This window comes from Hamadaea sp. NPDC050747, from assembly GCF_040654195.1.
Taxonomy (GTDB): domain Bacteria; phylum Actinomycetota; class Actinomycetes; order Mycobacteriales; family Micromonosporaceae; genus Hamadaea.
Genome location: NZ_JBFAHM010000016.1, coordinates 75665 through 92654, shown reverse-complemented (window position 1 = coordinate 92654; position 16990 = coordinate 75665). Strand labels below are relative to the sequence as shown.

Annotated in this window: 18 protein-coding genes; 9 read left to right on the top strand and 9 right to left on the bottom strand. The window is 70.7% G+C overall.

Features of this window, described 5'->3' with window-relative positions; translation table 11 throughout:
* Positions 1-101 precede the first annotated feature (101 nt).
* From AB0H43_RS33010 to AB0H43_RS33000, 3 genes are read left to right on the top strand one after another with little or no spacing between them, the layout of a single operon-like run.
* A complete protein-coding gene (locus AB0H43_RS33010) occupies positions 102-1229 on the top strand; it encodes a sensor histidine kinase (RefSeq protein WP_360005871.1) in 1128 nt (375 codons plus the stop codon).
* Positions 1226-1888 (top strand): response regulator transcription factor, encoded by a 663-nt coding sequence (locus AB0H43_RS33005; RefSeq protein ID WP_360005869.1) that lies wholly within the window; start codon positions 1226-1228, stop codon positions 1886-1888. The genes AB0H43_RS33010 and AB0H43_RS33005 overlap by 4 nt, the downstream gene beginning before the upstream one ends.
* 17 nt (positions 1889-1905) lie before the next feature.
* Positions 1906-2325: a nuclear transport factor 2 family protein gene (locus AB0H43_RS33000; RefSeq protein ID WP_360005867.1), complete on the top strand. Its 420-nt coding sequence runs from the start codon at positions 1906-1908 to the stop codon at positions 2323-2325.
* Here the strand turns inward: AB0H43_RS33000 and AB0H43_RS32995 are convergent.
* From AB0H43_RS32995 to AB0H43_RS32985, 3 genes are all read right to left on the bottom strand, one after another.
* The gene (locus AB0H43_RS32995) at positions 2312-3031 is read right to left on the bottom strand and encodes a carbon-nitrogen hydrolase family protein (protein WP_360005865.1); all 720 of its coding nucleotides are present in this window, start codon (positions 3029-3031) and stop codon (positions 2312-2314) included. The genes AB0H43_RS33000 and AB0H43_RS32995 overlap by 14 nt on opposite strands.
* A 66-nt stretch (positions 3032-3097) precedes the next feature.
* On the bottom strand, positions 3098-4357 hold the full coding sequence (gene eno, locus AB0H43_RS32990; RefSeq protein WP_360006040.1) for a phosphopyruvate hydratase: 1260 nt from the start codon (positions 4355-4357) through the stop codon (positions 3098-3100).
* A gap of 173 nt (positions 4358-4530) precedes the next feature.
* Entirely contained in the window at positions 4531-5085 is a 555-nt protein-coding gene (locus tag AB0H43_RS32985; RefSeq protein WP_360005864.1) for a helix-turn-helix domain-containing protein, read from the bottom strand.
* 63 nt (positions 5086-5148) lie between these two features.
* On the opposite strand from AB0H43_RS32985, the gene AB0H43_RS32980 reads away from it, so the two are divergent.
* Positions 5149-6399: an erythromycin esterase family protein gene (locus tag AB0H43_RS32980; protein WP_360005862.1), complete on the top strand. Its 1251-nt coding sequence runs from the start codon at positions 5149-5151 to the stop codon at positions 6397-6399.
* A 34-nt stretch (positions 6400-6433) separates the two neighbouring features.
* Here AB0H43_RS32980 and AB0H43_RS32975 read toward each other — a convergent pair whose 3' ends face one another.
* Positions 6434-8149: a sodium:proton antiporter gene (locus tag AB0H43_RS32975; protein ID WP_360005861.1), complete on the bottom strand. Its 1716-nt coding sequence runs from the start codon at positions 8147-8149 to the stop codon at positions 6434-6436.
* Between the two features lie 52 nt (positions 8150-8201).
* Positions 8202-8501 carry a hypothetical protein gene (locus AB0H43_RS32970; protein ID WP_360005859.1) on the bottom strand — a complete coding sequence of 100 codons (300 nt, stop codon included), beginning with the start codon at positions 8499-8501 and terminating at the stop codon, positions 8202-8204.
* A gap of 169 nt (positions 8502-8670) precedes the next feature.
* Between AB0H43_RS32970 and AB0H43_RS32965 the strand changes: the two genes are divergently transcribed.
* Together AB0H43_RS32965 and AB0H43_RS32960 are read left to right on the top strand one after the other, a co-directional pair.
* Positions 8671-9747: a class I SAM-dependent methyltransferase gene (locus AB0H43_RS32965; RefSeq protein WP_360005857.1), complete on the top strand. Its 1077-nt coding sequence runs from the start codon at positions 8671-8673 to the stop codon at positions 9745-9747.
* Between the two features lie 60 nt (positions 9748-9807).
* The gene (locus tag AB0H43_RS32960) at positions 9808-10965 is read left to right on the top strand and encodes a low temperature requirement protein A (RefSeq protein ID WP_360005855.1); all 1158 of its coding nucleotides are present in this window, start codon (positions 9808-9810) and stop codon (positions 10963-10965) included.
* Here the strand turns inward: AB0H43_RS32960 and AB0H43_RS32955 are convergent.
* Positions 10962-11759 (bottom strand): family 1 encapsulin nanocompartment shell protein, encoded by a 798-nt coding sequence (locus AB0H43_RS32955; RefSeq protein ID WP_360005853.1) that lies wholly within the window; start codon positions 11757-11759, stop codon positions 10962-10964. The two genes, AB0H43_RS32960 and AB0H43_RS32955, sit on opposite strands and share 4 nt — an antisense overlap.
* A complete protein-coding gene (locus tag AB0H43_RS32950; protein WP_360005851.1) occupies positions 11756-12781 on the bottom strand; it encodes a Dyp-type peroxidase in 1026 nt (341 codons plus the stop codon). The genes AB0H43_RS32955 and AB0H43_RS32950 overlap by 4 nt, the downstream gene beginning before the upstream one ends.
* A gap of 136 nt (positions 12782-12917) precedes the next feature.
* Here AB0H43_RS32950 and AB0H43_RS32945 point away from each other — a divergent pair, with 136 nt between their 5' ends.
* The gene (locus tag AB0H43_RS32945; RefSeq protein ID WP_360005849.1) at positions 12918-13664 is read left to right on the top strand and encodes a metallophosphoesterase; all 747 of its coding nucleotides are present in this window, start codon (positions 12918-12920) and stop codon (positions 13662-13664) included.
* Positions 13665-13856: 192 nt separating this feature from the next.
* Here AB0H43_RS32945 and AB0H43_RS32940 read toward each other — a convergent pair whose 3' ends face one another.
* Entirely contained in the window at positions 13857-14171 is a 315-nt protein-coding gene (locus AB0H43_RS32940; protein ID WP_360005848.1) for a hypothetical protein, read from the bottom strand.
* Positions 14172-14347: 176 nt separating this feature from the next.
* Here AB0H43_RS32940 and AB0H43_RS32935 point away from each other — a divergent pair, with 176 nt between their 5' ends.
* Both AB0H43_RS32935 and def read left to right on the top strand, forming a co-directional pair.
* Positions 14348-15688, top strand: a complete 1341-nt coding sequence (locus tag AB0H43_RS32935; RefSeq protein ID WP_360005846.1) for a helix-turn-helix domain-containing protein — start codon at positions 14348-14350, stop codon at positions 15686-15688.
* The gene (gene def, locus AB0H43_RS32930; protein ID WP_360005845.1) at positions 15685-16263 is read left to right on the top strand and encodes a peptide deformylase; all 579 of its coding nucleotides are present in this window, start codon (positions 15685-15687) and stop codon (positions 16261-16263) included. The genes AB0H43_RS32935 and def overlap by 4 nt, the downstream gene beginning before the upstream one ends.
* Before the next feature lie 150 nt (positions 16264-16413).
* On the opposite strand, the gene AB0H43_RS32925 is transcribed toward def, so the two are convergent.
* Positions 16414-16950, bottom strand: a complete 537-nt coding sequence (locus AB0H43_RS32925) for a heme-binding protein (RefSeq protein WP_360005843.1) — start codon at positions 16948-16950, stop codon at positions 16414-16416.
* Between the last annotated feature and the right edge of the window lie 40 nt (positions 16951-16990).

Sequence of the window (16990 nt, the reverse complement as noted above, 5' to 3'; positions counted from 1 at the left end):
CGCGTACGCGGTAGTGAGGCGATCGGCTACCGCGTACGCAGTAGTGCGAAGGCCTGCCCGGGCAGGCGTCGGCGATCCGCCCGCCCGGCTACGCTGCGCCCATGGCCAACCGACGTTTCCGTGTGCCGGCCGGGGTCACCGACTGGGCGATCGCGGTCGGCGTCGCGGTGACCTTGTTGATCGCGGGTCTGTCCGGGGAGCATCCCACCCAGGACGCCGGGCTCGCCTACGTCTTGCTGGTGGGCAGCGGCCTGGTCCTGGTGCTCCGCCGTCGCCGCCCGGTGGCCGTCCTCGCCGTGACCGGGCTGTGCGCCCTGGCGTATCAGGCGCTGCGGGTCGACGTGCCCGTGGTCGCGTTCCTGTTCGCCGTGTACGCGGCCGTTCGCGCCGGGCACCGGCTCGTCACCGTCGTGGCGGCGGTGTTGATGCTGGTCACGATGCCGATCGCGGTCCTCGTCACCGCGCCGGGCATGCCGGTGAGCGCCGCGTTGGCCCATTCCCGGGGTGCGCTGGAGATCGCGTGGATCGTCGCGGCCTTCGCCGCCGGTGAAGCGCTGCGCCAGGCGGAGTTCCGAGCGGACGAAGCCGAGCGTACGCGGGAGCAGGCGGCGCTGCGCCGGGCCAATCAGGAGCGGCTGCACATCGCGCGGGAGCTGCACGATTCGCTGACTCATCAGATCTCGGTCATCACCGTGCAGGCCACCGTCGCCGTTCACCTCGCCCGGAAGCGGGGCGAGCCGGTGCCGGACGCACTCGTCGCGATCGAGCAGGCCGGCCGGGAGGCGGCTAGGGAACTGCGGGCCACGCTGGAGGCGTTGCGGGACGACGGCAAGGTGTCGGCGCACGGTCTCGATCAGGTGCCGGAGCTGGTGGAACGCGCCCGGACGGGCGGGCTCGCCGCGACGCTGACCGTCGAAGGACAGCCGCACACCCTGCCGGTGGCGGTCGACCGGACCGCGTACCGGATCGTGCAGGAGTCGCTGACCAACGTCGCCCGGCACGCCGGGGCCGCCACGGCCTCGGTACGCATCGGCTATCGTCCAGGCGCCCTGGCGATTCAGGTCGACGACGACGGGCGCGCGCTGCCGAGCGCACCGCCGACGCCCGGTGTCGGGCTGCTCGGGATGCGGGAACGGGTCAGCGCGCTCGGCGGGCGGCTGCGGGCGGAGCCCCGCGACGAAGGCGGGTTCACGGTCGAGGCCGAGCTTCCGGTGGATCAGCCGGCATGATTCGCGTCCTGCTGGCCGACGACCAGCCGTTGATCCGAAGTGGATTCCGGGCGCTGCTGGAGGCCGAGGACGACATCGAGGTCGTGGCCGAGGCGGCCAACGGCATCGAGACGCTGGCGCTCGTCCGGGAACGCCTGCCCGACATCGCTCTCGTCGACGTCCAGATGCCGGGGATGGACGGCATCGAGGTGACCGGCCGGATCGCCGCCGACCCGGCATTGGCCGGAGTGCACGTCGTCATCCTCACCAATTACGGTCGCGACGAGTACGTCTTCACCGCGCTGCGGGCGGGGGCGGCCGGGTTCCTCGTCAAGGACATCGAACCCGAAGACTTCCTGCACGCCGTCCGCGTCGCGGCGCGGGGGGACGCGCTGTTGGCCCCGTCGATCACCCGGCGGCTCATCGACCGGTACGTCACCGAGCCGCCGCGGCGGGACGCCGACGCGACGCTGAAGTGGCTGACCAACCGGGAGCGGGAAGCGGTCGTGCTGGTGGCGACCGGGCTGTCCAACGACGAGATCGCCGACCGGATGGCGATCAGCCCGGTGACCGCCAAGACCCACGTCAATCGAGCCATGACGAAGCTGCACGCGCGGGACCGCGCTCAGCTCGTGATCATCGCGTACGAGACCGGGCTGGTCACACCGCGTACGCCGTGAACGGCATACTCGTCGGTATGAACCCCGCCGAGCTCAGCTCCGCCCACCTCAGTCCAGCCGAGGTGGTCCGCCGGTATCTGAAGGTGTTCGAGACCGGCGACGTCGCCCAGATGGAGACGCTGGTCGCCGAGGACGTCGAGATCTGGGGCGCGGGCAATCACGTCGTCGGCCGAAGGTATCCGATGGGCGCGGCGGTCACGCCGGGGCTGACCGACTGCCGGATGGAGATCGTCGAGCTGTTCGAAGCGGGCGATCGGGTCGTCGTGTACTTCCACAACACGTACCGGCACGAGGCCAGCGGGCAGGACGCGCTGCAGAGCGGTCTGAAGATGTACGAGGTCCGCGACGGCAAGATCGTCCGGTTCTGGGGCGAGACCGACCTCTATGGACTGCTGATGCGGCTGGGCAAGGTGCCGGCCGAGGTCAGCTTCGAGTAGGCAGCACGCTGTCGTCGAGGTCGACCAGGACGAGGTCGGACAGGCCGGACCGGTTGCCGGTCGCCAGCCAGTCGCCGTGCGGGCCGATGACCCCGGCCGGCATCGCGTGGCTGACCCGGGCCGGCACCGAGACCGACACCCAGGCCATCGTCGTGGCGGCCCGGTCGCGGGCGGCCAGCTCGAACATCGGATCCTCGGCGTATGAGGAGAACAGGATGCAGTCGACCCCGGCTTCGGCGTATGCGGCCCACAGTTCGGGGACGTTGACCTCGACGCACAGCAGCAGGCCGAAGGTGAAGCCGTCGACCGTGAAGGTCACCGGATCCCGGCCGGGCGTGAAGAACTCGTCGACCTCCCCGTCGGGTAGGTAGCGCTTGTCGTACCGATCCACGAGAACGCCCTGGTCGGAGATGACGTAGAGGCTGCTGTGCGGCCGGTTCGGCGGGGTGAGCCGGTGGTGCGAACCGGCCACCACCCAGATCCCCAACCCGGCCGCGAGGTCGGCGATCTCGGCCAGTTCGTCCCCGAGCGGTTTCCAGTCGACCTCCCCGCCGATGTGGCCGCTGACCGCCCCCTCGGGCATGTGCACGAGTCGGGCGCCCTCGTTGTACGCGCGGCGCATCAGGTCTCGCAGAGTCGCGCCGTTGGCGGCCGGATTGATGGTGATCGGGCTCTGTACCGTTGCGATCCGCAGGCGGCGAGGCATGGTTCAGGGTAGCCGCTGCGGACGTCCATCCACATTGGTATCCAGTGTGACCATTGCATCAGTGGGTCAGCGGCCGGCGTACCGGGCGGCCTCGCCCAGCTCCTCCTCGATCCGGATGAGCTGGTTGAACTTGCTCGTGCGGTCGCTGCGCGACAAGGATCCCGTCTTGATCTGCCCACAGGCGAGGCCGACGGCGAGGTCGGCGATCGTGGTGTCCTCGGTCTCGCCCGAGCGGTGCGACATCACGACGCCGTAACCCGCGTCCTGGGCGATGCGTACGGTCGACACCGTCTCGGTGAGTGTGCCGATCTGGTTCACCTTCACGAGGACCGCGTTGGCGATGCCGTCGGCGATGCCCTGGCGCAGCAGCGACGGGTTCGTGCAGAAGACGTCGTCACCGACGAGCTGGCACCGGTCGCCGAGCGTCCGGGTCAGCTGGGTCCAGCCCGCGAAGTCGTCCTGCGCCACACCGTCCTCGATAGACATGATCGGGAAGGCGCTCGCCAGTTCGACGAGGTACGCGACGTGCTCCTCGACGGTCCGGGTGCGCTGCTCGCCGGCGTACGCGTAGACGCCGTCCCGGAAGAACTCGGAGGCGGCCGGGTCGAGGGCGATCGAGATGTCGACGCCGGGCTTGTACCCGGTGTCGGCGATGGCCTGGGTGACGAAGGTCAGCGCCTCTTCCGCCGTCCGCAGATCGGGGGCGAAGCCGCCTTCGTCGCCGACATTGGTGTTCTGCCCCGCCTTCTTCAGCGCACCGCGCAGGGTGTGGAAGACCTCCGAGCCCATGCGGACGGCGTCGAAGAAGGACTTCGCGCCGACGGGGGCGATCATGAACTCCTGGAAGTCGAGCGGGTTGTCGGCGTGCGCGCCGCCGTTGACGATGTTCATCAGCGGCAACGGAAGCAGCGCCGAGCCGGCGTCGAGGTGGCGGTACAAGGGAAGTCCGGCGCTCGCCGCGGCGGCCTTGACGACGGCGAGGGAGACGCCGAGAGTGGCGTTCGCGCCGAGCCGGGACTTCGTCGGGGTGCCGTCGAGGTCGATCAGAGTCCGGTCCAGCCCGGCCTGGTCGAGCGCGTCCAACCCCTGGACGGCGGCCAGGATCTCGCCGTTGACGGCGTCCACGGCCCGGCGTACGCCCTTGCCGTGGAACCGGTCGGCGTCGCCGTCGCGCAGTTCGACGGCTTCCCGCGTACCGGTGGAGGCGCCGGAGGGGACCGCGGCGCGGCCGAACGAGCCGTCGTCGAGCTGGACGTCGACCTCGACGGTGGGATTGCCGCGGCTGTCGAGGATCTCGCGGGCGTGGACGGTGCTGATCGTGGGCATTCGTCTCCTCCTGGCAGCGGATGGCAGCGGATGGCAGACGTGGTCGACCGCGTTGTCGGTCACGAGGCGAGGCTATGCGTTCCCAAGAGGCAATGCGTTCTCAAGAGGCAATGCATTCCCAAGAAGCAGTGCGTTCCCAAAGGGAACTGAGCACCTCGGCCCGGCAGAACCTATCACGCCGTGCCGGTCGGGCCGTCAGTCGGCTCGGCCGTGGGGAACTGGACGAGGCTGACCAGGCGAGGGTGACGACCCGGTCCCGGCTCGTTGCGGGCCAACGGGGCGATGAAGTTCTGCAGCTGGTCGGCTAGTCCGGTGAACTCCTCGTCGGTGAGCCAGAAGATCCCCTGCCGGTAGCCCACGCGGTCGGCGTACGGGTCGGCCCCCGGGCGGTCGAGGTAGGCGTTGAACTCCGCGTGGACGGCCGCCATCGAGGCGGCGAAGCCCTGCCGGTGGTCCTCCAGCGTCATGGACCTCCCGCTGTCGGCGCTGAGTGTCGGGCGATCCCGGCGCAGGCGGTAGTAGCGCTCGACCGCGCCGCGGACGCGTTGCTCGTCGGCGACCTCGACGACGCCGCCCTCGATCAGCAGCGCCACGTGCCGGTAGACCGACGCCTTCGGCACGTCCGGCACGCTCTCGCACAGCTCGGCGGTCGTGCGTACGCGGTCACCGGACAGCGCGTACACCAAGCGCAGGCGTACCGGATGCAGCAGCAGATCCAGGGTGTCCATGGCGTAACGATCTCATATCTGCTACCTTTAGCAAAATTAAGAATGGTTGAGGGGAAGGTCTGCGTGAAGACTTTGGAGGAGCTGTCCTGGCTCGACGACGTCGTCGGCTCCGCCCGGGTCGTGGCCATCGGGGAGAGCGCGCACTACAACGGCGAGTCCTACGAGCTACGGCACCGGGTGCTGCGCTACCTCGTGGAGCGCCACGGCTTCACGGCGTACGCGATGGAGTCCGGCTTTCCCGAAGGGTGGCGCGTCGACGACTGGGTACGCGGCGGCGAAGGCGACACCGGCACCATCCTGGCGACGGGGACGACCTCGCTCATGGGCCTGTGGCAACCGATGCGGGCACAGCTCGAGTGGATGCGGCACCACAACGCGACCACGGACCGGCCGGTCGGCTTCTACGGATTCGACCTCGGCGGCTCCAACGCCTCCCTGGTGCCGGGACTGGACGCCGTGCTCGCGTACTTGGCCGTGGCGGATCCCGAGTTCCAGGCCGATCCGCGGCTCCGGCAGACGGCCGCTGCCTTCGGCGCCGCGTCGCCGTTCTCGATGCAGCAGGCCGTCGGTGCGCTGCTCAGCCTCTCGGCGGAGACGAAGGACGCGATGACGGCGGGGTTGACCGATCTGGAGGCCCGATTGGTGGGCCGCCGACTCGTCTACGGCGAACGCACCGGCGTCGACGCGTACGAGCGGGTGCTCCGGACGATGCGCCTCACCGCCGCGATCGACTGCGCGGCGCGGGCCTTGGTCCGGGGCGACCAGCAGTCGGTGATGTATGCCCGCGAGGCCGCGCAGGCGGACACGGTCGACTGGATCCTCCGGCGCGAGGACCGGGTGGTATTGGCCGCCCACAATGGACACGTTCAGCGCTGGCCCATGACGATGCCGGGGCTGCCGCCGACGACCTCGCTCGGGCTTCAGCTGGCCGACCGGCTCGGCGACGACTATCGGGTGATCGCGACGACCACGGGGACGGGCGAGACGCTGAACACGGCGCCGGACTTCTACGCCGGCCGGCTCTTCATCGAGCAGGCTCCGCCCGAGGCGGGCAGCCTCGACGCCGTGCTGGACGCGCGCGCCGACCTCCCGTACGCCGTCGACCTGCGGCGCATGTCCGCCGAGGAGGAGGCGGCGATCCGCGGAGTCACAAGGCAACGCTTCGGCGCGTTCTACGAGGACATCGACCCGACGACGGCGTACGACGCAGTCGTGCACCTGCCGAAGGTGACGGCGGCCGTCCCCGACGCCGACGCCGTGGCCGCCTCGCCGGACGACGTCCGGGCGGCGTTCGCGGCCTGGGCCGCGTTCTGAGAAGCCGCGCACCGGGCCGCTTCCTGGGAAGCGGTCAGCTCTCCTCGACGAACCGGGAGACCCGGGCCTCCTCGGTGTCCAAGGCATCCTGGGCTCGGGTCAGCACCCGGGAGCTGTAGGTGCCCAGCGTGCGGGCGGTCAGCAGCTCCCGCCGCTCGGCCTGGAGGATCTCGGTCCGCAGCTGCACGTACTGCTCCCGGAGTCCGGTCATGGAGGCCGTCGCCGCGGTCGCCGGGCGGGTCTGGCGTACGGCGAGTTCCTCGCGGGCGCGGTCGAGGATCTCGGGGGAGTACTCGGTGCCGTCCGGCATCCGCAGCTCGGGGTCGTCGACGTGGGCCAGCGCCGCCACCGACAGCTGGGTCAGCAGATCGCCGAACTCCTCCCGGTCGGCCGCCCGGTCGTCGCCCGGCACCCGCGCCTTGCGGATCACCCAGGGCAAGGAGAGCCCTTGGAGCAGCAGCGTCGTGATCGCGACGACGAAGGCGATGAGCTGGAGTTGCGGTCGGTAGGGCGTACTCGCCGGGAGGGTCTGCGCGGCGGCGACGGTGACCGCGCCGCGCATCCCAGACCAGGCGAGCACCACGCCGCCCCGCCAGCCGAACTTCTCCGCTACCGCGAACCGCAGGTCGCTCTTGCGCTGGGTGAACCGGACCGTGAACCGCTTCTTCTGCTGCTCGGACAGCTCGTCGTTCTGGATCATCTCGTCGAGCTTGGCCTGCACGGCGTCGATCCGCGGCTGGGCGGCCTCGGCTCGGCTGGCGTCCCGGCGCTGCCCGGCGACCAGGGGTGCGACGTAGACCATGCGAGCACCGATCGCGAGCACCGAGGCGAGCAGGCCGATGCCGACGGCCGTGGCGATGCTGGGACCGGAGGCGTGCGCGTCGTCGAGGACCGTCTTCAGTTGCAGGCCCATGAGGAGGAACAGGCCGCTCTCCAGGAGGAACGACACCGTGCTCCAGTTGATCGCCTCGGTCACGCGGTCGGCCGCCCGCAGGTAGCGAGGGCTCTGGTGACCGGTGATCACGCCGGTCACGACGACGGCCAGGACGCCCGAGGCGTGGATCGCCTCCGCCGGCACGTACGCGACGAAGGGGAGCACGAAGGAGATCGCCGTGTTGAGGACCGAGTCCTTCAGCCACGCCCGGACGCGTACGTTGAGCTGGCCGATCAGGATCCCGACGACGGTGGCCGCGACGACGGCGTACAGGAAGTCGCCGCCGATCGTCCAGAGGCTGACCGTGGCGGTCGTCGCCGCGATCGCCGAGCTCAGCAGCACCAGCGAGGACGCGTCGTTGACCAGGCCCTCGCCTTCGAGGATGGTCAGCAGCCGGGAGGGCAGCCCGAGTCGCCGGCCCACGGAGGTCGCCGCCACCGCGTCGGTCGGGCTGATGATCGCGCCGAGGGCGAAGGCGTAGGCGAGTCCGAGCCCCGGCAGCAGCGAGTTGAACAGGAAGCCGGCGCCCAGCGTGGTCAGCACGACGAGGACGACGGCCAGTCCGGCGATCGCCTTGAAGTCACGCCGGAAGTCGTGGGCGGGCATGCGCACGGCGGCGGCGTACAACAGGGGCGGCAGGACCCCGGCGAGCACCAAATCCGGCTCGATCACGATGTGCGGCACGCCTGGCAGGAAGCTCAGCGCCGTGCCGACGACGACCTGGCTGAGCGGCGCGGCGACGCCGATCCGGCGAGACAGCGCCGCCACCACGACGATGCTGACGATCCCCGCGACCGCGACCAGGGTGAGTTCCATCGGTCCTGATTGTCCGGCTGATCTCCGCAGGACGAGCGTCGCGACACTCGCGTCAGTGTGGTTCGGCGGCGGCCAGTTCGCAGACCGCGACCGCGTCGCCGGGCGAGATGTCGAGGTGACGAGTCAGCCAGGCGGGCGAGTGGCCGTCCCGGGCCATCGTCCAGGCGACGAAGGCCGTCGACGCGGGCAGGTGAGCCAGCCGGTCACGGGCCTGATCCGGCAGCCGGGTCCGGAGATCGTCCGGTCCGGGGACGGCCGGTTCCGGCGCCCGGCGCTGCGCGGGAACCGGTACGCGGTCCGCCGAGCGCACCTCGAAGACATGGAGCGCGTAGGTGTGCCACAGGGCGACCACGAGCTGAGCGTAGGCCTGGATCGCGCAGAACGCGCGGAACGTGGCACAGAAATCCGCCCACCGGTGACGGTCGCGCCCGCATCCTGCCACTGCCCGCCGGCAGCGGGACTACGCTGAAGCGAAGTGCTGATGGTGAGCACGTGCGTCCGCGATCTGCGAGGTGAGCACGATGGCCGCAAGCGAACAGGCGATCGAGGAACTGTCGGGCAAGATCTTCCTCGCGGCGCTGGGGGCGACCGAGATCTGCAACGTCTACCTCGGGCACAAGCTCGGCCTCTATCGGGCGTTGGCGAACAACGGTCCGCAGACCAGTGCTGGACTGGCCGCTCTCGTGGGCGCCGACGAGCGCAACGTACGCGAATGGCTGCAGGCCCAGGCGGTCAGCGGCCTGGTCACCGCGTCGGGTCCGGATCTGGCGACGGCGGAGTTCACCCTGGTCGAAGGCGGCCGCGAGGTGCTCGTGGACGAAACGTCGCCGGCGTATGTCGCACCGCTGTCGCAGGCCGCCGTGACCGTCGGGCGGATGATGTCGCGCTTGGTCGAGGCGTTCCCCGCCGGCGCAGGCGTCGCATACGCCGAGTATGGCCCGGACGCCATCGGAGCGCAGGCGGCGCTCAACCGACCGGCGTTCGTCAACGAACTCGTCGCGACCTGGCTTCCGGCGTTGCCCCGGGTCGCCGAGCGGCTCGCCGACCGGTCCAGTCCGGCGGCGGTCGCCGACTTCGGCTGCGGCAGCGGCTGGTCGTCGATCGAACTGGCGAAGGCGTACCCGCACATCTCGGTGACCGGATTCGACGCCGATCCGACCTCGATCGACGCGGCGACCAAGGCGGCCGCCGAGGCCGGTGTGGCCGACCGCGTCACGTTCCGGCTGCGGGATCTGGCGCAGCCGGTGGACGGGCGGTACGACGTCGCGTTCCTCTTCGAGTGCCTGCACGACTTCGGCTACCCCGACCGCGTGCTGACCACGGTCCGGGCGGCGACCCCGGACGGCGTCGTCGTGGTGATGGACGAGGCGGCCGACGACGTGCTGGTCGCCCCGACCGACGATCCGGTGCAGCGGTTCTTCGCCAACATCAGTCCGTTGTGGTGCCTGCCGCAGGGGCGCGACGAGGCCGACATGGACCCCGTCGGGACGGTGATGCGCCCCGACCGGCTGCGCGAGCTGGCCACCGGGGCGGGCTTCGGCGAGGTCGAGGTCGCGCCGATCGAGCACCCGTTCTTCCGCTTCTACACCCTCGCCTGAGCCCGTCGCGCTCCCGGCCTGACCCCGGGGGATGATCGACGGCACCGGCATACTTGCCGGGTGACGAGCAACGCGACGCCGCTGCGGGAACGCACGCGCGAACAGGACCGGGTGACCTTCACCGAGCTCTTCTTCGACCTGGTCTACGTCTTCGCCGTGACGCAGCTGTCGCATCTGCTGCTGAGCAACTTGAGCTGGACCGGCGCCCTGCAGACGGCGATGCTGCTCGTGGCGGTCTGGTGGGCCTGGCAGTACACGACGTGGTTCACGAACTTCTTCCACCCCGACCACCGCCAGGTACGCGTAGTGCTGTTCGCGGTGATGCTGGCCGGACTGGTCATGGCCGCGATGCTGCCGTACGCGTTCGGCGATCACGGCGCGGATCGGGGGCTGGCCTTCGCCGTCGCGTACGCCGTGATCCAGGTCGGCCGCACCGGCGCGGCGGTGTTCTTCTTCCGCGGAATGCCGGTGCAGTACGCCAACTTCCTGCGCATCCTCTTCTGGAACGCGTTGGCCGCGTCGGCGTGGATCGCGGGCGGCTTCGCCCACGGCACCGCCCGGTACGCCTTCTGGCTGGCCGCGATCGTCCTGGATCTCGCGGGACCGCCGTCGCTGTTCCCGACGCCGATCCTCGGCCGGTCGCGGACCACCGAGTGGGACATCTCCGGTAAGCATTTCGCCGAACGCTGCCAGCTCTTCCTGATCATCGCGCTGGGCGAGTCGATCCTCGTGACCGGGGCGACCTTCAGTTCGCTGCCGTTCACCTGGGATCGGCTGCTGGCTCTGGTCACGGCGTTCCTCGGCGCCGTCGCGTTCTGGTGGGTCTACTTCGATCGCAACGCCGAACTCGGCAGCGACGTCATCGCGCACTCGACCGATCCGGGTGCGTTGGGCCGCAACGCCTTCACCTACTTCCACCTGCCGATCGTGGCGGGCGTCATCGTCAGCGCGGTCGGCGACGAGCTGGTCATCGCGCATCCGCTGGGGCATTCCAGCTGGCCGGCGATCGCGACGGTCCTCGGCGGCGCGGCGCTGTTCCTCGCCGGGCACGCGCTCTACAAGTGGGCGTTGTCGCGCAAGCTGTCCCGTGGGCGGCTGATCGCGTGTGCCGCGCTGCTCGCGGTGATGCCGGTCGCGCCGCACCTGCCGCCGATCGTGCTGGCCGGGCTGGCCGCGGTCGTCGTCGCGGCCGTGGCCATCCGGGACAAGCGTCGCTAGTGGACGGAGACGCTCGCCTCGGCGGTGAGCGCCAGGAACGTCAGCGACTCCTGGAGGTACAGCTCGACGACGTTGGCGTCGTGGGCCAGGTATCCGATGGACAGGTCCTGGCCGAGGTGCAGTTCGTAGTCGCCGCCCCGGGTCGAGACGAGCAACGCGCCGGACAGCGCGGGCGCCCAGATGATCTCGCCGTCCTTGAGCAGCCGGCCGAGGTGCTGGTGGATGGGGTAGCCGTGATCGGTCGTCTCGGCGACTGCCGTGTACGCGTCGGCCGACAACAGCAGGCTGTACGGACCGGCGACGCCGGCCAGCCGCAGGGCGCTCATCGCCCGGGCCACGGTATCGGGGAACTCCCGGATGTCGGCGGGCATCTCCAGCGGCGCGTTCGAGCTGAACGGTCCGATGCCGACGATCCCGGCGGCCGGGGAGCCCTCGAAGATGGTGCGGTCCTCGGCGAATCCGATCCGCTTGGCCGCGTCCTTCACCGGTTGCCAGTCGGAGTCCTTCGCGCCGCGTTCGACGTCGTCGACCGCCTGCCGGGTCACGGTGAACGGGACGCGCAGCTCGACGACCGGCTGCGCCAGCCGCTGCCGGACGATCACGCCCTCGAGCCGGGCGTCGAGGTCCCGCAGATGACCGGTGCCGACAGCGGACAGCGTGACGCCGGACGGCCCGACCACGTCCACCACTCGGCGGCCGCCGACGTTGCGGGTGAACGTGCGGCGGGCTTCGGCCTCGATCTCGGCCCAGGCGACCTCAGAGATCGGGGCGAGTTCCCGGTGCAGGTTGTTCATGACTGTCCGCTCCCTTTCAGGCTCCCGATCGTCAGCGACCCGTCGGCCGGGCTCGGCTCGGCGGGTTCGCCGATCGTCGTCCGCAGGGCGAGGCGGGCCGGCGGGTCTTCGAGGAACTCCGCGGTGGGCACGAAGAAGAGGTTGCCGGTGACCGCGGTGGAGAAGTCGAGGATCCGGTCGTGGTTGCCGGGCGGGTCGCCGATGAACATGTTGCGCAGCATCTGCTCGATCACGTCCGGGGTGGCGGCGTACCCGATGAAGTAGGTGCCGAACTCGCCCTTGCCGATCGAGCCGAACGGCATGTTGTCCCGGACGATCTGCCGCTCGGTGCCGTCGGCGTCGGTGATCGTGGTCAGGGCCACGTGCGAGTTGGCCGGCTTCACCGCGTCCGGCAGTTCGATGTCGCTGAGCTTGCGGCGGCCGATCACCCGTTCCTGCTCCTCGACCGGCAGCCGATCCCAGGTCGCCAGGTCGTGCAGGTACTTCTGGACGACGACGTAGCTGCCCCCGGCGTACTCGGGGTCCTCGTCGCCGACGGTCACGGCGGCGACCGCGGCCGACCCGACGGGGTTCTCGGTCCCGTCGACGAAACCCAGCAGGTCCCGCTCGTCGAAGTAACGGAAGCCGTGGACCTCGTCCACGACGTCGGCGTACCCGGTCAGGCGGGCCATGATCTGGCGAGCCAGCTCGAAGCACAGGTCGAGGCGTTTGGCCCGCAGGTGGAACAGCAGGTCGCCCGGGGTCGAGACGGCGGTGTGGACACTGCCGGTCAAGGTGGGCAACGGGTGCAGCCCGATCGGCGGCGTCACCCCGTAGGCCCGGTCCCAGAAGGCCGAGCCGATCCCGGCGACGCAGCTCAGCCCGTCCTCCGGTACGCGAAAGCCCACCGCGCGGGTCAGCCCGGCGACGTCGGCCAGCAGGTCGCGTACTTCGTCCTCGGCGCCGGGCCGCACCGTGACGACGAGGAAGATCGCCGCCTTCGCCGGTGGCGCCAGCACGTTCTGTGGCTCGAGCAAGGTCATCAGATCACCCTGGGCCAGCCTATCGGCGTGCGGGCCGTTCAGCGGGCGAATGACGGACGAGATCCACGCGGGCGGGCGAGCCGGTCGACGCCGATTGGCGCTTGCCCGGCGCGCCCGCGTGGTGGATGGTGAGGTCATGATCTTCGCCCACGTCAGCGACACCCATTTCGACGGCGGTGAGCGCGCTCGGTCCCGGGCTCGGCGGACGATGTCCTGGCTTCGCGGCATGCCGCTCGACGCCATCCTGATCAGTGGGGACATCGCCGATCACGGTGCGGTCGCGGAGTACGAGGAGGCGCGGGCCGATCTCGTCGCCGACGTGCCCGTGCTCCTCCTGCCCGGCAACCACGACGTACGCACGGCGTACCGCAAGGTGCTGGGCGGCGACGGGACGGGCGACCAGCCGATCAACCGGGTCGTGCGCGTCGGCCGGGTTTTGTTCGCACTATGCGACTCCAGCATTCCGGGCCGCCACGACGGGCGGCTCGCGCCGGAGACCCTGGCCTGGCTGCGTGACGTGCTCGCGAGCGCCGACGGGCCGGTCTTCGTGGCGTTGCACCATCCGCCGATCGAGCTGCGGCATCCGCTGATGGACCCGATCATGCTCGGCGAGCCGGCCGAGTTCGAGGAGCTGATCCGGCGTTCGGCGGCCGTCGTCGCCGTCCTCGCCGGTCACGCCCACTCGGCGGTGGCCTCGACCTTCGGCGGCCGGCCGCTGTTGCTGGCTCCGGGGGTCGTCTCGGCCATCCGGCCGCCGTGGCTCGTAGCGGAGGAGCTGACCTGGGCGAACGCCGTGGATCTGGCCGAACCGCCCGGGGTGTCGTTCCATGTGCTCGACGACGACGGTCGCCTGACCACACACTTCCGCACCGTGCCCGCCTGACGGGAGAGCCGGGCGCCCTGTCCGTGGGGCGCCCGGGCGGTCAGCATCAGGCCGGCATCGTCAACCTCCTCCAGACGTGACGGACGGCCGGTTCCGTCCCGCGAGGCCAACGACTCCGTCCCGGCTTTGGAGAGGGGGCGTCTGGGGGAGATCACCCGCACGCGCCGCGCGATCGGGCCAACGGGTGACGTGTCAGGCCTGCGGATCGGGGTGGCCGCGCGTACGCCGCATCCGGCGGATCGCCGGCTTCTGGACCGCGCCCGATCGGGCCAGGTGGTCGAAGATCGCGTCCCGGTACGCGACCACCGCCACGACCAGGTCGGAGGCCAGTTCCAGGTCCGCCTTCGTCAGGTCGCCGCCCTCGCTGGCGGCGAACGGGGTGAGCATGATCTCCATCAGACCGGAGCGGATCCACAGCATCGGCGGGCCGCTCTCCTCGGTGTCGGTCCGGATGATCGCCTCCGACCCGAGGCGGACCACCACCTCCAAGGCTGACGGCTCCCGCACGGCGTCCTCCGGTGTCCTGCCGGTTGTCTTGCCTGGTGTCTTGCCTGGTGTCACGGGGACCAGCCAACCAGGTACGCCGCCCCACCGACACGGTGACAACGTGGCAGAAAGGTGGCATCCCCGTTGCACGGGCTGTCCTGATCTGCGTAAATATGCAAAACGGTAGGGGGTGGACGGTGCGGCGCCGGGCGTTGGCGGAACGACGCAAGACGATGGGCTTCAGCCAGGAGGAGCTGGCCGCCGCCCTCGGCGTCGACCGGACCACCGTCATCCGCTGGGAGTCGGGCGAGACCGAGCCGCAGCCGTGGCACCGTCCCCGGCTGGCCAAGGCGCTGCGGCTGCCCGTCGAGGATCTCGCCGGTCTGCTCAGCGGACCGCCGCCCGCGTACGCCCCCGCCCCGCCGACCGGCCCGGCTCTGTCTTTTGAGGACGGACCGGCCCGGGAGCTGTACCGGCGCGGGTACGGGCTGCTGGCGCACGACGACCGCGAGGGGATCGAGGCCGCCGAGGCGCTGCTGGAACGGGCGGTCACGCACGATCCGACCTTCGCCGGGGCGATCGCCGCCCGCGGCTACACCCAGTGGCGGAAGTACTTCGCGGGCTGGGCCGACTCCAGCGAGGCGCTGAACCGGGCGCTGCGTGACGTCGCGGCGGCGCTCGAAGCGGACCCCGGATCGGTCATCGCCCACATCACCTTCATCCGGGCCTGCTGGGACATGGGCTGGCACGAGCACGCCCTGCGGGCGGGCCGTTCGGTCTACACCCGGCACCCGGACAGCCTCGACGCCTCCGTCGCGTTCGCCCGCGCGCTGACCAACGCCGGGCTCGCCGACGTCGCGATGCCGCTGGTCGACTCGGTGCTCGCGGCCGACCCCACCGACCTGGCCGCGCAGAAGCTGCGGATCTGGTGCCTGATGCTCCTCGGCCGCCACGAAGCCGCCGTCGAGACCGCGCGCGCCTACCTGACCAGTCATCCCACCGACGCCAACACGCGCTGGGCGGTCGCGCTGGCGGCGTACCACATGGAAGACGGCGGGGAGCTCGCGGCGCGAGTGGCCCGCGAAGGCGTGGAGGCCGATCCCACGGACGTGACAGTGTGGACGCTCCTGGGCTATCTCCGCCCGGGGACCTGGGCGGAGGCGCTGGAGCGACTCGGCGCGACCGAGGCGAACAGCCGGACCACCGCGTGGCTCGCGAACATCCACGCGGCCGCAGGCCACGCGGAGACGGCCCGGCGGCTGGCCGACGAGCTGCGCGCCGCACATCCGGCCAACGGCTACATCACCTATCGATTGACCCATGTGTACGCGGAACTGGGGCAGACCGAGCCGGCGCTGGCGTGTCTGCGCGCCGCGGTGGAGCTGGGTTTCCTGTCCGTGCAGCTGCTCCGCCGCGAAGAGGACTTCGGCCTCGCCTCGCTCCGGGGCCTGGACGCCTATGAGACGCTCGTCCGGCAGCTCGACGACAATGTGGAGCGATGCCGGCGCTTGTATGTTCCGTGGGGAGCCGCGAGATGAGCTTGGCCAAGAGCGACCGCGCCTGGATGTCCGGCCTCGCCGGGGAGGGCCTGGTCACGATCGGCGACCCGCGGCTGAAAGCGCCCGTCGCGGTGATCGATCCGGTCACCGAGGCCCACGAGCTGCTCGACGCGATGGTCACGCGACTGCGGTCGCTGAACGGTGCCGGGCTGGCCGCGCCGCAGGTCGGCGTGTCGGCCCGCGTCGTGGTCGTCGAGGTACGCAAGACCGACGTCTTCCCCGACCGCCCCGAGACGCCGCTCGTCGAGATGATCAACCCCGTGATCGTGCGGCGTTCCCCGGCCGACGTGCTGGGCTGGGAAGGGTGCTTCAGCGTACCGGGGATCATGGGGGTCGTGCCGCGATCGTTCTCCGTCGTCGTCACCTTCGCCGGGCGCGACGGCGCGGAAACGCACCAGGAGTTCACCGGGTACGCCGCCCGCGTCGTCCAGCACGAGGTCGACCACCTCGACGGGTACGAGTTCGTCGACCGGATGGGTTCGATGGCGAGCCTGACCACGGTGCAGAACTACCTGGACCATCGGCGCGACGACCCCTCGTGGGTCACCGCTTAGCGCTGCGGCTTTCTAGGGCTTCCTGGCGCTTTCTGGGCCTTCCTGGCGCTTTCTGGGGCCTTTCTGGGGCGCTGGATCAGGGTTCCCGGTCGAATCTTGCTCCAAGATTCGGCCTAGAACCCTGATCCAGCCGCCCATTGAGGGGATGGGTCAGCGGAGGGCGGCCGCACCGGCGGCGGCGTACTTCTCGTCGAGGTCGCCGCTGGGCGCCCCGCCCACGCCGATGCCCGCGATCGGCGCGCCGTCGACGACGACGGGCACCCCGCCGCCCAGGAACAACGTGCCCGGGATGTCGCGGATGGACGGTCCGTCGCCGCCGGCCCGGGCGGCGAGCGCCGAGGTGGCCTGACCGAACGAGACGGCGGTGAACGCCTTGCGCTCGGCGGACTCGTCGGTCTGCGGTCCGGCTCCGGCGCTGTGCAGGGCGATCCGGACGACGCCGGAGCGGTCCATCACGACGACGGAGACCTTCTGCCCGTCCTTGGTCGCGGCGGCGAGCGCGGCCTGCGCGGCGCGCATCACAGCGTCGTCGCTGAGCGTACGCACCTCGACGGTGGAGCGGACGGACACCGCGGGGGCGGCGGTGACCGCGGCGGCGGTGGTGGCGGGCAATGCGACGCCCAGAGCGCCGGCGGCGGTCAGTGCGCCCGCTCCGACGGTGAGGGCGAGACGACGGCTGATCTGCATGATCCCAATCCTTTCTAGCGACTGATCCGGTTGGCCCGTG

Excerpts from the sequence above, each read along its gene's own strand:
- AB0H43_RS33010 (WP_360005871.1), top strand. The coding sequence starts at position 102 with ATGGCCAACCGACGTTTCCGTGTGCCGGCCGGGGTCACCGACTGGGCG.
- AB0H43_RS33005 (WP_360005869.1), top strand. The coding sequence starts at position 1,226 with ATGATTCGCGTCCTGCTGGCCGACGACCAGCCGTTGATCCGAAGTGGA.
- AB0H43_RS33000 (WP_360005867.1), top strand. The coding sequence starts at position 1,906 with ATGAACCCCGCCGAGCTCAGCTCCGCCCACCTCAGTCCAGCCGAGGTG.
- AB0H43_RS32995 (WP_360005865.1), bottom strand. The coding sequence starts at position 3,031 with ATGCCTCGCCGCCTGCGGATCGCAACGGTACAGAGCCCGATCACCATC.
- eno (WP_360006040.1), bottom strand. The coding sequence starts at position 4,357 with ATGCCCACGATCAGCACCGTCCACGCCCGCGAGATCCTCGACAGCCGC.
- AB0H43_RS32985 (WP_360005864.1), bottom strand. The coding sequence starts at position 5,085 with ATGGACACCCTGGATCTGCTGCTGCATCCGGTACGCCTGCGCTTGGTG.
- AB0H43_RS32975 (WP_360005861.1), bottom strand. The coding sequence starts at position 8,149 with ATGGAACTCACCCTGGTCGCGGTCGCGGGGATCGTCAGCATCGTCGTG.
- AB0H43_RS32965 (WP_360005857.1), top strand. The coding sequence starts at position 8,671 with ATGGCCGCAAGCGAACAGGCGATCGAGGAACTGTCGGGCAAGATCTTC.
- AB0H43_RS32955 (WP_360005853.1), bottom strand. The coding sequence starts at position 11,759 with ATGAACAACCTGCACCGGGAACTCGCCCCGATCTCTGAGGTCGCCTGG.
- AB0H43_RS32950 (WP_360005851.1), bottom strand. The coding sequence starts at position 12,781 with ATGACCTTGCTCGAGCCACAGAACGTGCTGGCGCCACCGGCGAAGGCG.
- AB0H43_RS32945 (WP_360005849.1), top strand. The coding sequence starts at position 12,918 with ATGATCTTCGCCCACGTCAGCGACACCCATTTCGACGGCGGTGAGCGC.
- def (WP_360005845.1), top strand. The coding sequence starts at position 15,685 with ATGAGCTTGGCCAAGAGCGACCGCGCCTGGATGTCCGGCCTCGCCGGG.
- AB0H43_RS32925 (WP_360005843.1), bottom strand. The coding sequence starts at position 16,950 with ATGCAGATCAGCCGTCGTCTCGCCCTCACCGTCGGAGCGGGCGCACTG.